Annotated in this window: 13 protein-coding genes and 1 tRNA gene; 1 reads left to right on the forward strand and 13 read right to left on the reverse strand. The window is 60.5% G+C overall.

Annotated features, from left to right (window positions below):
• Positions 1-24: 24 nt before the first annotated feature.
• From H3T90_RS01640 to glyA, 6 genes are all read right to left on the reverse strand, one after another.
• A tRNA-Gln gene (locus tag H3T90_RS01640) sits at positions 25-95 on the reverse strand.
• Positions 96-177: 82 nt separating this feature from the next.
• Entirely contained in the window at positions 178-1194 is a 1017-nt protein-coding gene (locus tag H3T90_RS01645) for a ribose-phosphate diphosphokinase (RefSeq protein ID WP_029678934.1), read from the reverse strand.
• Positions 1195-1297: 103 nt separating this feature from the next.
• Positions 1298-1978, reverse strand: a complete 681-nt coding sequence (gene nadD / locus H3T90_RS01650) for a nicotinate-nucleotide adenylyltransferase (RefSeq protein WP_121913372.1) — start codon at positions 1976-1978, stop codon at positions 1298-1300.
• A 5-nt stretch (positions 1979-1983) separates the two neighbouring features.
• Positions 1984-2541 carry a hypothetical protein gene (locus H3T90_RS01655; RefSeq protein ID WP_046323738.1) on the reverse strand — a complete coding sequence of 186 codons (558 nt, stop codon included), beginning with the start codon at positions 2539-2541 and terminating at the stop codon, positions 1984-1986.
• Complete coding sequence (locus H3T90_RS01660) at positions 2538-3842, reverse strand: glutamate-5-semialdehyde dehydrogenase (protein ID WP_046322825.1); 1305 nt, start codon at positions 3840-3842, stop codon at positions 2538-2540. Before H3T90_RS01660 ends, H3T90_RS01655 begins: the two co-directional genes overlap by 4 nt.
• A gap of 128 nt (positions 3843-3970) precedes the next feature.
• Positions 3971-5278 (reverse strand): serine hydroxymethyltransferase, encoded by a 1308-nt coding sequence (gene glyA / locus H3T90_RS01665; protein WP_110417070.1) that lies wholly within the window; start codon positions 5276-5278, stop codon positions 3971-3973.
• 202 nt (positions 5279-5480) lie between these two features.
• Between glyA and thrC the strand changes: the two genes are divergently transcribed.
• Positions 5481-6962, forward strand: coding sequence for a threonine synthase (thrC, locus tag H3T90_RS01670; RefSeq protein WP_198229378.1), 1482 nt, complete (start codon positions 5481-5483; stop codon positions 6960-6962).
• Between the two features lie 63 nt (positions 6963-7025).
• On the opposite strand, the gene H3T90_RS08960 is transcribed toward thrC, so the two are convergent.
• The 7 genes from H3T90_RS08960 to clpX all read right to left on the reverse strand — a co-directional run bounded on the left by H3T90_RS08960 (position 7026) and on the right by clpX (position 13667).
• Entirely contained in the window at positions 7026-7160 is a 135-nt protein-coding gene (locus H3T90_RS08960) for a hypothetical protein (protein WP_269751088.1), read from the reverse strand.
• Positions 7157-7747: a hypothetical protein gene (locus tag H3T90_RS01675; protein WP_198229379.1), complete on the reverse strand. Its 591-nt coding sequence runs from the start codon at positions 7745-7747 to the stop codon at positions 7157-7159. The genes H3T90_RS08960 and H3T90_RS01675 overlap by 4 nt, the downstream gene beginning before the upstream one ends.
• A complete protein-coding gene (locus H3T90_RS01680) occupies positions 7744-8700 on the reverse strand; it encodes an ABC transporter ATP-binding protein (RefSeq protein ID WP_408610683.1) in 957 nt (318 codons plus the stop codon). The genes H3T90_RS01675 and H3T90_RS01680 overlap by 4 nt, the downstream gene beginning before the upstream one ends.
• Before the next feature lie 22 nt (positions 8701-8722).
• Positions 8723-9130 (reverse strand): GntR family transcriptional regulator, encoded by a 408-nt coding sequence (locus tag H3T90_RS01685; RefSeq protein ID WP_198190696.1) that lies wholly within the window; start codon positions 9128-9130, stop codon positions 8723-8725.
• Between the two features lie 442 nt (positions 9131-9572).
• Positions 9573-11345 (reverse strand): DNA repair protein RecN, encoded by a 1773-nt coding sequence (locus H3T90_RS01690; protein WP_198229380.1) that lies wholly within the window; start codon positions 11343-11345, stop codon positions 9573-9575.
• Positions 11345-12283, reverse strand: coding sequence for an NAD kinase (locus H3T90_RS01695; protein ID WP_198229381.1), 939 nt, complete (start codon positions 12281-12283; stop codon positions 11345-11347). The genes H3T90_RS01690 and H3T90_RS01695 overlap by 1 nt, the downstream gene beginning before the upstream one ends.
• Before the next feature lie 70 nt (positions 12284-12353).
• Positions 12354-13667, reverse strand: a complete 1314-nt coding sequence (gene clpX, locus H3T90_RS01700; protein WP_198229382.1) for an ATP-dependent Clp protease ATP-binding subunit ClpX — start codon at positions 13665-13667, stop codon at positions 12354-12356.
• Positions 13668-13750 lie beyond the last annotated feature (83 nt).

Below are 13750 nucleotides of genomic sequence, written 5' to 3' on the forward strand. Positions count from 1 at the left end.
CCGACCGGAATCGGCGAGCGTAAGCTCCCCCACCTGGATTCGAACCAAGACTAAGGGTTCCAAAGACCCGTGTGCTGCCTTTACACCATGGGGGAAAGACGGAGCCCTTCAGGCCCCGCCAGGTTCATTATGCCACAGCCGGACGATTACGCCACGCCATGCCAGGCAGGCAAGGCTTTAAGCGAAGAGGAAGCCCTGACCATGATGAGCTGGATACGTGTCGAAGAGGCGGGCCACCGAGCCGTCCTCGAAGACCGCCTTGATGGCCGAGGCCAGCAGGGGGGCGATGGACAGAACGGTCAGGCCATCCCAGCGCTTCTCCTGGGGAATGGGAACCGTATCGGTCAGAATGACCTCCTTGGCCTTGCAGGACTTGAGCCGCTCCACGGCGGGTCCGGACATGACGCCATGGGTGGCCACGATAGTGATGGAGTTGGCCCCAGCCTCATCCAGCACGTTGCAGGCCTCGGCAATGGTGCCACCAGTGTCGATCAGGTCGTCCACCAGCACGCAGTCCAGGCCGCGCACGTCGCCCACCACCCGGTGAGCCACAGCCTTGTTGGGCTGGGTGATGTCACGGGTCTTGTGGATGAAGGCCAGGGGCACACCTCCCAGACGCTGGGCCCACTGCTCGGCCACCCGGATGCGGCCCGCATCGGGAGAGACCACGGCCACCTTGGACAGATCCATCCGGTCGCGCACATAGTCCACCAACACGGGCATGGCAATCAGGTGATCCACAGGCCCGTCGAAGAAGCCCTGGGACTGGGCGGCGTGCAGGTCCACCGACATGATTCGGTCCGCGCCGGCTGCCTTGAGCAGGTCGAACATGAGCCGGCAGGAGATGGGCTCACGGCCCAGATGCTTCTTGTCCTGACGGGAGTAGCCCAGGAGTGGGCAGACAGCGGTGATGGACCGCGCCGATGCCCTCTTGAGGGCATCGATCATGATCAGCTGCTCCATGATGGACTTGTTGACCGGGTCGGAGTGGGTCTGCAAAACGAAGACATCGGCTCCACGCACCGACTCCGTATAACGCACATACATCTCACCGTTGGCAAAGTCGTATGCTGTCGTCTCCAGGACGTCAATGCCGAGTTGATCGGCCACGTCCGCCGCGAGTCTGGGATGGGTCCGGCCTGTGACAAGTATGAGATTTTTTCCTGGTCTGCCTTTGAGTATCGCGCTCACCATATCTCCAAACGTTGTTTTCGCTGAAGCGGACAGCCTCCATAATAATGGCGCGCGCTGACACAGCAGGGCAGTTCGTGTTGGCGAGTCCGACGGTATACGAAGCTCAGGAAGCCGAACGGTAGAGCCCGTGCTTGTTGATATACTGCACCACCCCATCCGGGACCAGGTACCAGACCGGCATACCCCGGGCCGAGCGACGGCGCACGTCCGTGGACGAGATGGACAGGGCCGGAATCTCCAAGGTATCCACCCGCTGAGCAGGCACCTGAAGGTTGTCCAGGCTGGAGGAGTAGCCGGGTCGGGAGACGGCCACGAACTTGGCCAGATCCCACATCCGGTTAGCATCCTTCCAACGCATGATCTCGGCCACGGCATCCGCCCCGGTGATGAAGAAGAGATCGCTGTCGGGGCGCATCCGCTTGATGTCGCGCAGGGTGTCCACAGTATAGGTGATGCCAGGACGCTCAATGTCCACCCTGGAGACCGTGAACTTGGGGTTTGAGGCCGTGGCGATCACGGTCATCAGATAGCGGTCCTCGGCATTGGTCACCGTCTTGTTCAGTTTGAAGGCCGGGCGGCCGGTAGGCACAAAGATGACCTCATCCAGGTCGTAGACCCAGGCCACCTCCGAGGCAGCCACCAAGTGGCCATTATGGATGGGGTCGAAGGTGCCGCCCATGATTCCCACCCGAGGTCGACGGTTATGGTGGGATGGCCCACAGGCCCGATCAATATCTGATGGCTCCTGCCCAGACTCCCCCTCCTTGGACAGTTCAGACATCATCCGGTTCACGCCTGCTCGCCCTCCCGTCTGGCTTCCGAGGCGTTCTCCTCGTTTTCGGACTCGGCCTCCTGGCGCATCTGCTCGGCGCTGGGGTTGACCCTGTCGGGATCAATCCGCTCCATATCGGCATTCCACTCTTCCTGAACCACACGGCGGATCTCGGAATAGGTGGGCAGGGGAAAGCCTGGCTGGTAGGCTCGACGGACCTGGGCCACGCATCCAGTGATGGCTACCAATGAATCAGACAGATCGGCGATGCGCCCCTCCTGCTCCTGTTTGCGGAAGACAGGAACCCGCTCCTCCATGACGGTGATGTCATGCCTGACCTTGTTGAGCTGGTCCTGGTCCAGGTCATATACATCATCGGCATGTTCGTCGGGCCAGCCAATCAGGACCGCATCGGCGTACTCCAGGCAGGAGCGCTGATCTGCATCCGGGATGCCGTCCTCGATTTGGACCAGAAAGACGTACCGCAGCAGGCTCAGCCGCTCTGAAGCCACCCTCAGCCAGATGCGCGGATTGTCGTGCTCGCGTTGGAAGAGCTCTTCAATCTTCTCGTTCACGGCCGCACCTGCCCCCTGCCGTAGCCAATCCACTTGGTGGTGGTCAGCTCCTGCAGACCCATGGGTCCTCGAGCATGCAGCTTCTGGGTGGAGATGCCCAGCTCGGCGCCCATGCCGAACATGCCTCCATCGGTGAATCGCGTTGAGGCGTTGACCATGATCACAGCTGAATCCACGCGACGGGAGAACTCCTCAACAGCCTCATAATCCCGGGCCAGGATGGCCTCGGTATGGCCGGTGGAGTGACGGTTGATGTGCTCGATTGCCTGGTCAAGGGAGTCCACCACGCGCACCCCCATTTTCAAATCCAGATACTCACGGTCCCAGTCGGCTTCCTCAGCGCGAACCAGCAGTTCTTCTGGCAGACCATGCCCGGCCAGGATGTCCATGGAGACCGCGTCCAGGTGCAACTCGACCTGGGCCTGGGTCAGCGCTTGCGCAACACGTGGCAGGAACTCAGCGGCCACATCCCTGTGGACGATCAGTTTTTCAGCGGCGTTGCAGACGCCCACCCTCTGGGTCTTGGCGTTGACGATGATGGGAATGGCCTGATCCATATCCACCGAGCGATCCACATAAATATGGACATTGCCAGCCCCGGTCTCGATGGTGGGCACGGTGGCCTGCTCTATTACGCTGCGGATCAGCCCTCGGCCACCTCTGGGCACTAGCAGATCAATATGACCGCGTGCCTTCATCAGAGCCTGGGCCCCTTCGCGACCGTATCTGTCTACGGAAGCCACCAGATCCGGATCCAATCCCTGCTCACGAAGTACCCCGCCTATCAGCTCCACAAGGGCGTGATTGGTGCGTTCAGCCGCGTGACCCCCTCGCAGAAGGGCCGCATTGCCAGATTTGAGGCAGAGGGCCACCACATCGATGGTGACATTGGGTCGGGCCTCATAAATCATGGCCACCACGCCCAAGGGAACCCGCACCTGATTGAGCCGCATGCCGTTGGGCATGTCATGGCCGCGAACCACCTCGCCCAGGGGATCGGTCAGCCCGGCCACCATGCGCACGCCGCTGGCGGCATCCGCGATACGAACCTTGTCCAAGCGCAGACGATCGATCAGACCGGCGCTCATTCCTTCTTCAAAAGCCTGCGTGCAGTCCTGCTCGTTGACTGCTGCAATCTGATCGGCCTGGTCGATCAGTGCATCGGCCAGGGCCAGCAAGAGAGCGTTCCTGGCCTGGCCGGTCATGCCTGCCAGACCTGCTTGTGCAACAGCCGCTGCATCGGCCATGGCACAGACCCGATCGAACACACCCTGACGATTGGAGTTCTCGTTTTCACTCATGTTCGTCAGATCCTTTCGCCCTCGCGGGTCAGCCAGACCCATATTCTGTACCGATTGTAACCCTCAGTGAGGGCAATGATGACAGGAGGAGGGAGGGCATTGCTGCACCTCCCTCCTCCAAGGGCCAATCAGTGGGTCTGGTCCAGCTCAGGATAGAGCGGGAAGGCCTCAACCAGCCGGTCCACCCGGGCCTTGAGAGCATCCAGATCCGCCTGGGGACCCTGGGCCAGCGCTGTGCCGATCACGTCGGCCACCTCCTCGTACTGAGCCGGGCCGAATCCGCGAGTAGCCAGGGCGGAAGTCCCGATGCGCAGACCGGAGGCCACAGAGGCCGGGCGAGGATCGAAAGGTACTGTATTGCGGTTGACAGTGATGCCGATCTTGGCCAGCAGGTCCTCCCCCTGGCGGCCGTCCATCTCGCTGTTGCGCAAATCCACCATGACCAGGTGGACATCCGTACCTCCAGTGAGCACGGTGATACCGTTGTCGGCCACATCCTTGGCCATCAGGCGTTCAGCCAGGATCTTCGCACCCTCCAGGGTGCGCTCCATGCGTTCCTTGAATTCAGGCGTTCCTGCCAGCTTGAAGGCCACAGCCTTGGCAGCGATCACATGCATAAGCGGGCCGCCCTGGTTGCCGGGGAAGACCGAGGAGTTGAGCTTCTTGGCATATTCCTGACGGGCCAGGATGAAGCCGGACCGAGGTCCGCCCAGGGTCTTGTGGGCCGTGGAGGAGACCACATCGGCATAGGGCACCGGGCTGGGGTGCAGGCCGGCTGCCACCATACCCGCAAAGTGGGCCATATCCACCCAGAACTTGGCACCTACCTCGTCGGCAATTTCCTTCATGGCTGCGAAGTCCTCAATACGCGGATAAGCGCTCCATCCGCCGATAATCAGGGCTGGATGGGTTTCCAAGGCCCGCTGGCGGATGATCTCGGGCTCGATGCGGAAGGTCTTCGGATCGACCCCGTAGGATTCGGCATGGTAAAAACGTCCGGAGAAGTTGATCTTCATACCGTGGGTCAGATGGCCGCCATGATCCAGGGCCAGGCCCAGCACGGTGTCGCCGGGCTTGATCAGGGCCTGATAGACGGCGGCGTTGGCCTGTGCGCCCGAATGAGGCTGGACATTGGCGTACTCGGCGCCGAACAGAGCCTTGGCGCGGTCCCGGGCAAGGTTCTCGACCTGATCCACCCACTCGCATCCGCCGTAGTAACGTCTGCCTGGATAGCCCTCGGCATACTTGTTGGTCAGCACGGATCCCTGGGCTTGCAAGACGGCCTTGGGCACGAAGTTCTCTGAGGCGATCATCTCCAGACCACCGCGTTGGCGCTCCAACTCTCCATCCAGCAGTGCAGCGATCTCCGGATCCACCTGCGAGATCGAAGAGTTCAGGACATCGTAGGATTGCTGTACCGGGTTCTCTTCGACCATGGGTCACTCCTTTGTCTATAAGGTCCAGCCACGGATACAGGGCTGGTGGGCAATACTGTACGCCATGCCAACCCCTGGCAGGCCGTGGCGTCCATAGACGGTTTCCTCCGCGAGCCGAGCAAGGCCATGGTTCGGACTCCTGTACGGGGTAGAATGCCTTGGTAATGATCTGTTCGGCGACATGGCGGAGGGGCAGGCAACCATGAGCACATACCACAGCACCCGAGGCGGCAAGGAGCAACTGCAGTCCAAGCAGGCCATCAGACGAGGCCTGGCTCCTGACGGCGGACTCTATGTCAGCGATGAACTGGACGCTGAGACCATCGACACTGCATCGGTCGCCGGTCTGGACTACAAGGGCACAGCCAAACTGGTCCTTTCGAGACTGCTGAGTGATTACTCTTCCGCTCAGCTGGACTCCTGCCTGGACGCAGCCTATGGAGAACAGTGGTCCGATACGGCAATCACCCCTCTGGTGGACCTGGGCGGTAACGACTTCGTACTGGAGCTCTTCCGCGGGCCCACTTCGGCCTTCAAGGACGTGGCCCTGCAGCTTTTGCCAAGACTGATGGCGCTGGCCGGAGACGATGATGAGCGAATCATGGTGCTTACGGCCACTTCCGGAGACACAGGCAAGGCGGCGCTGGCCGGATTCGCAGACGCGCCGGGCACGGGCATCACCGTCTTCTACCCACAGGGCAAGGTCAGTCAGATCCAGCGCCTGCAGATGGTCACCCAGCAGGGCGGCAACCTACAGGTCTGCGCAGTTCGGGGCAATTTCGACGATGCCCAGTCCGCAGTCAAATCCATCTTTGCCGACGCCGACCTGGCTGGTGAACTGGAAGAGAAAGCCTCGACCGTTCTCTCATCGGCCAACTCCATCAATGTGGGCCGCCTGGCACCGCAGGTCGTCTATTACTTCCGGGCCTATGGCTCCCTGATGGAACGAGGGGTGATCAGACCCGGGGATCCGGTCGAGTTCTGTGTGCCCACCGGGAACTTCGGCGATGTGCTGGCCGGATACTATGCCAAGATGATGAGCCTTCCGGTGGCCCGTCTGACCGTGGCCTCGGACCGCAACCGGGTCCTCAACGACTTCCTGACCACAGGTGTCTATGACCGCAACCGTCCCTTCTACACCACCACCTCCCCCAGCATGGACATCCTGATTTCCTCCAACCTGGAACGGATGCTCTATTACATGGCCGACGGCGACACCATACTGATTGCCTCGCTTATGGCCGATTTGGAGTCCACGGGACGCTACCAGGTGCCTGAGGCCTTGATGACCAGAATCCGCGGGCTTTTCTCCTGTGGCTGGGCCGACGAGGACCAGGTGGCCTCAGCCATCAGCGACTGCTGGGAGGACCGGGGATACCTGATCGATCCGCACACGGCCTGCGGCTACCAGGTCATGACCGGCCAGACCGACAGGAATCCTGCCGTACCCCGGGTGCTGCTGTCCACAGCAAGCCCCTACAAGTTCCCTAGGGTGGTCTGCCAGTCCCTGGGCCTGGAGACACCGGAAAGTGACTTCGACTGCATGGACATCCTGGCCGAGGCCACCGACACCAGGCCCCCCAAGGCTCTGCGCGCCCTGGAAAACGCACCTGTGCGCTTCCAGGACTGCATCGATCCCGGGGACATGTCCGACTACGTCCGCCGTGCGGTCATGCGGTCCTGAAGCCTGACCCAGGACTGCGAGGACAAAGGTCACCGTAATCACTGCCAGATTGAAAGTCTGACATCAATCAATCTCCCTGCGTGCGTAGACCCTGCTGGAAACGCCTGCTGAGACCAGGTTCGCCAACAGGACTATGGCCAGACCAAGGGTTACAGGTTTCCACAGGTCCCCCGTAAGAAAACGCCCCAGCTTGGTCATGAGGGTTCCCAGTCCATTGGTAGCCACGCCAAGACAATACCGACTAGGGCAATAAGAGCGAAAAGCACCAACAGGGCCCTTAAGGCTTTTACCGGCTCAAGCCAGTAGAAAATTGGGGCAGCCAAGGCAAAAAGCAGCATTTCCAACACGAAGATAGCCAAGGTAAACAGGGTCGCAGCCTGCCAAGGATCCGAACCCTTCCAAGGCTGACCTCCAGCTATCCGCAAATAGATCGCGAAACTGCAGCATTGAGCCAGGACCAGTAGCATAACAGCCGAATAGCGTCCCAGCACCTGATGATCACGCGAAATAGGCACAATGCCATTCAGACGCGTTGCTGAAGAGGAAAATTCAATGAATAATTGAATTTGCATGGCGGCAGCACCTGCAACGCAGAAACCTGTGACTAATCCACTTACCAAGTCTATATTTCCGTCCTGGTTGTGGCCGGTTACGACCAGAACGCCCTTCAGGACGACTCCTGCCAGTGGTGCAGCAATGAGGAGCAGCACACCCGGCCAATAACCGCCGGTGCCTCCGCTGCAACGTTGCATGTCCAACCTGATCTGCTTTGCTATCGCCCTCATGACTCCACCTCCTTATTTTTGTCGGCCGCAGCAGGTGAGCCCGCGGTCAGTCTGATGATGTTGTCAAAGTCGGCCCGCTCCACCAGGTAGCGGCCCTCTGAAAGCTCCACGGCTGCAGGGGAAGCCGATGCCAGAAAATCCTTCACGTGTTCAGTGGGCACCAGGGCCTCGAAACCGATGGCGGAACGCTGCAGGCCCATCAGATGCGGCATTTGCGCTCTAGCCAGATCGTCCGGTCCCCCTCTCACAACCTGAAAAGCCTCCAGCAGTTCATCCTTGGGGCCAGTGTAGAAAATCGATCCCCGATTGATATAGGTAACGAAGTCAGCCACCCGTTCAAGATCTGCGGTGATGTGAGTGGAGAAAAGCACCGAGTGACGACCGTCACCGATGTAGTCCAGCAGAATATCCATGAGCTCGTCTCTGGACAGGACATCCAGGCCGCTGGTGGGTTCATCCAGAATCAAGAGCCTTGCATCGTGACTGAGGGCAACGGCCAGCATCAGCTTCATCTGCATGCCACGGGAAAGCTTGCCGATTCTGCGGTTTTCTTGTAGACCGAACCGATGCAGATAATCCTGATAACGATCACTGTTCCAGGAGGGATACATGGGTGCCATCACTGGCTCGACGGCCTTGACCTTCCATGTCTCTAGGAAATAAATGGAATCGAAGACCACACCCAGGTCTGCTTTGACCTCCTCCTCCTGGCTCAAGGGATCACGGCCCAGAATACTGATTTCTCCGTTGTCTCGGCGGATCATATTCAGCAAGAGCCGGATCAGGGTGGATTTGCCTGCGCCGTTGGGGCCTATCAATCCCATGATGTAGCCCATGGGCAGGTCCATGGTGACCTGGTGCAGGCGGAAACCCGTGCCGTCAGCCTTGACGTAGCTTTTCCCCAGGTCGCTGACGCGCAGGGCATAGTCGACCTCTTCACCAGAAGTTGTCATCGGCGGTGATGCACGCATACTGCTATTCCTTTCCTTGTTCGGACGCGGGTGCAGAAACCCTGTTGCCAAGCAGGCCGTCGAGCAGGCCGCGAATCCGGTCCGGCTCCATGCCGGCCCGACGAGCCGTGTCGACCGCCTCGCCCAGCAGGGACTGCACACGGTCCTCCAGATGCTGCCGCATGACCTTGTCTCCGCTGTCGGTCACGAAGGTCCCCTTGCCTTGGATGTTTTCCACCAAACCCTCTTGAGCGAGTTCGGTATAGGCGCGGGTCACGGTCAGCACGGACACCCTGAGCTCCTGCGAGAGATGTCGCAGGGAAGGCAGCCCCTCCCCCGCTTGCAGGTCTCCGGTCAGGATGGCCGAACGTATCTGGTCCTCGATCTGCCGATAAATCGGCTGTCCGGACAGGGATGAGATGATCAGCTTCATCCAAGCCCCTTTCATTGATAGTCGGCACGACCCTGGCTGAGCTGTGCCGGTGTTCATGTATACACTATAACAGTTTGGCCATGAAGACAAGCCTGTCGCTGATCTTCTGTCTACGTGATTCAAGATTCGATAGAAACGGTCTGTAGTGCTGATCTGCTGGCCAATCACGGGTAAAGGCAAACGGCCATCAGAATCGGGTCGCCGCAACATTACTCAAGCCAAGGACGGACACGGTGTACTCAACGAAAAATCCAACATGATCGTACCGCACGGCCACCAACAGCCGAATGAGTACAGTCAAAGCATCAAAATGAAAAGCAACGGAATGACGGATGTCGAGCATGCAGTGGCAAGGCCGCAAAAGGCAGCGATGTCGCCAAGACTTGTCAAAGTCACTAAATTGACGAACGTTGGCACGACAAAGCGTAGACGGCAACCAGACCTATCGGGCCTGGAGCCTGCTGGAGGTCAGAAGCTCCCGAGCGTGCTTCAGGGAGGTCGTAGACTCGCTGCCAGCCAGCATCCGGGCGATCTCCCGCTCTCTGTCTTCGCCCTCTACCTGGCGGACCAGGGTCTCTACAGCATCGCCACCTTCACGTCCTTTGGCCACGACGAACTGTCGATCGGCCCAGGAAGCCACCTGCGGCAGGTGGGTGACCACAATCACCTGGGCGGTGACAGCCAATCGGGCCAGACGATGACCCAGCTCCACGGCAGCCCGACCGCCGACACCAGCGTCCACTTCGTCGAAGATGAAGGTCATCGTTGGGTCGCCAACCTGGGAATCAAGGCTAGCTTGCCCATGACCAGAACCGTCAGGCCCCGATGAAATCCGGCTTTCGGCGGCCACCAGCTCCAGGGCCAGCATGAGCCTGCTGAGTTCGCCGCCCGAGGCGCTCTTACCCATGGGCAGAAGGTCCGAACCGGGATATGGCCTGAAGAGAAAGTCGATCTGGTCCAGACCATGCCCGTCCATGTCCTGGTCCTGGCGTGGCCTGACGCGGATCTCCAGCCCGGCGCCCGACATGGCCAGGGAGTGCAATTCGCCATCGACAAGTTCGCTCAGTCTTCGTGCAGCCTTGCCCCGCGACGCTGACAGTTTCCGTGCCGCTTTCAAGGCGCTCCCGCGAAGCTGCTCAACCTGTCCTTGAAGCTCCTCCAGCTTCTCGGGTGAGGCATCCATGTCTTCAAGCTCAAACGCAGCCTTCTTGCGCCAGGCCAGAACGTCGTCGATATCTGGTCCCCAGCGTCGGGTCAGCTCATCCAAATCGTGAATCCGGGCGTTGATCTTGTCCAGATCGCCCTCCTGGCCTTCGTCATCCAATTGGCTACTCAGGGTGAAGACCAGATCAGACAGATCGGCATTCATCGACCGCAGCCGCTGGGCCGACTCCTGAAAGACCCCCTCCACACCGATGCCTTCCAAAGCGGCAATGGCCCGTTCGACCAGTGCCGTGGCCGATGGTGCGTCAGCATCAGGGTCGATTTGGCCGGAGTCCAAAGCAGACAGCGCAGACATGACTCCCTGACTGATCTGGGCAGCATGCTCAATCCGGTCCCGCTGGGCCTTGAGTTCACGATCCTCCCCGGAATGAGGGCCAACGCGGTCAATCCGGGCAATGGATTCACGAAGATAATCAGCTTGGGCCATCGCGCCGGACTGCTGGTTACGCAGCTCCTCCAGATGGTCCTGAGCCTGTCGGTACTGCCTGAAGGCCTTGGAAAAAGCCTCCAGCTGCGGGCCGTCACCGGCATAGGCATCCAGAAATTCGCGCTGCCGGGCCGGACTGGCCATACGCATCTGATCCGCCTGGCCATGAACAGTGACCAGCATCCCAGCCACCTCCTCCAGCAGGCCACGAGGGGCCGTCCTACCGTTCAGAGCGGCACGGGAACGCCCCTTGACTGGCATGGTTCGGGCCAGGAAGATCTGTCCCTCATCCTCCACGGGCAGGCCAGCCTCGGTTACGGCAGCGGTCACTGGATTCTCGGCTCCTGCCGCTCCAGCATCAAAAATCCCCTGTACCCAGGACTCGCGTGCTCCGGGAGACACCAACTGCGGACGGGCAGCGGACCCTGAGATCAGTCTGATGGCGTTGAGCAGCATGGACTTGCCAGCCCCGGTCTCCCCGGTGATGGCCGTCATGCCAGCAGCAGGGCGTAGCAGGGCATGATGGATGGGACCCAGGTCTCGTACTTCCAGCTCTTCCAACATCAGTGCTCCTTATTGGACTCCGGCAGCTCCCCCTGATCCTGCCCGTTCGCAGCCGCCGAAGGGCGATGCTGCTCCCTCCAGCCGACCACAGGCAGGTCGAACTTGGAGACCAGCCGTCTGGTGAAGGGCACCCCGGACAGCCTGGCCAGCCTCAGGATGTCATGGGACTGTCGCACCACAATACGGGACCGCTTGGGCACTGGCCGCTGACGGCGCCCGTCGTTGCAAATCCAACCGGCCGACTGGGAATCACTCAGGACATCCAGGGTGAATTGCGACTTTGGACCGATGATCAGGGATCGGGCAAAAAGGGCATGGGCAGCAATGGGCACCATCTGCAACGACTGCGCATCCGGCCAGACGATGGGCCCGCCTACCGAAAAGGCATAGGCCGTCGATCCGGTTGGGGTGGCCACAATCATGCCGTCGCAGCCGAAGGAGCTCATCTCCACATCGTCCACTCGGACCGATACCTCGATCATCTTGCCCCGATCATATCGTTCCAGGGTCATGTCGTTGAGGGCCCAGTCGCTCAGTGGTCGATCGGCCCCAGGTATCCACAGGTCCACATGGGCCACCATGCGTTCGTCGATGGAATAGTCATGATCAGCCACCCGACGAATGGCCTCCCCTATCTGGAAGCTCTCGAACTCTGCCAGGAATCCCACATGGCCCAGGTTGACCCCCAAAATGGGCACCTGGGTGCCCTTGACCAGCTCTGCAGCCCGCAGAATGGTCCCATCACCACCCAGAACAATGACAATCTCGGTGTCGTCGGCCACCTTCTGACTGGGGCTGCCGAATTCCGGGGCGGCAATGTTGTCGACGATTGAAACGCGAAACCCGTCCCGGCGCAACTGCTGCTCGACCTCGTTCACCAGGTGGCCGCTTGCCCGGACCCTGCTGTGCGTGACTACGACAGCGCTACGAGCACCCATGGGGCCTCCCTTCCGGCAACAATGATCATCCTATCGGGCCCGGTCAACAGCGGGGCTCATCGTGGCGGGGTCAAGCCAATCGACGACCAGCAGCTGTGGCCACGCCCTGCCCGGTCTCATACCGGGGCGATCCCGTCCCGTCCACGGCATCGGCATCCACCACAACACGGGAAACATCCGTCCTGTCTGGCAGCTCGAACATGGTCGCCTCAAGGGTGTGCTCAATGATTCCTCGCAAGCCTCGGGCGCCGACCTTGCGCTCCAGGGCGACGGCCGCAACCCGATCTAAGGCGGCATCCGTGAAGATCAGATCAGCCCCGTCATCCAGGAACATGCGCCGGTACTGATCGACCAAGGCATTGTCCGGTTCGGTCAGCACTCTCCGCAACTCATCGACGCCCAGGGGCTCCAGGGTGGAGATGACCGGCAACCGCCCCACAAACTCGGGAAGCAAGCCAAACTGTTCCAGATCCTCGGCCCTGACCTGGCTCATGACCCGGTCGTCGGGCACTCTGTCAGTCCCCTGAGCAGCCGAGAATCCGCTCTCCCGCAGGCCCAGCCGCCGACGAACAATCTCCTCAAGACCGACGAAGGCGCCGCCGCAGATGAAGAGGATATTGGACGTATCCATGATGACCGTGCGGACATCACCATGCCGCCGCGAACCCTGTACCGGCACGCGGGCCTGGGTGCCCTCGATGATCTTGAGAAGGGCCTGCTGGACCCCCTCGCCGGACACGTCCCGGGTGATGGAGGTGTTCTCCCCCGATTTTCTGGCGATCTTGTCGATCTCATCAATGTAGATAATCCCCCGCTGGGCCAGGTCCATGTTGCCGTCGGCAGCCTGGAGCAGCCCCTGCAGGACGGATTCCACGTCCTCGCCTACATACCCCGCCTCGGTCAGGCTGGTGGCATCCACAATGACGAAGGGAACGTTCATGATGGTGGCCAGTGTCCGCGCCAGGTAGGTCTTGCCCACGCCGGTGGGGCCCATAAGCAGGATGTTGGACTTGTCCACTTGGACGCGTGGGACCGCACCTTTGCGCTCAAACGCAGTGTCTGCAGCACGCCCACGGTCGCCCAGGTCCATGTTAACGCGTTTGTAGTGGTTGTAGACCGCCACCGACAGCGTGCGCTTGGCGGCCTCCTGACCGATGACATACCGGTTTAGATAGGCGAATATCTTTGAGGGTGCAGGCAGGGTCACCCGCTGGTCGGCAGCGTCCTTGGCCATGTCCTCCTGAATGATCTGGGCGCATAGACGTATGCATTCGTCGCAGATGGCGCAGGAAGGACCCTTGACCAGGCGGCGCACCTGATGCTCATCCTTGCCGCAGAACTCGCAGCGATTCAGTCCGTCATTGTAGCTGACCACACGGCCCATGGCTCTCCCTTCCCGGAGAATCCGCAAGGATCGGCAAAATCAAATTTGACTGGCATCGTCCATGATGCCAAAAACGTCCGGAG

The sequence above is a fragment of the Bifidobacterium polysaccharolyticum genome (genome assembly GCF_016101585.1).
Taxonomy (GTDB): Bacteria; Actinomycetota; Actinomycetes; order Actinomycetales; family Bifidobacteriaceae; genus Bombiscardovia; species Bombiscardovia polysaccharolytica.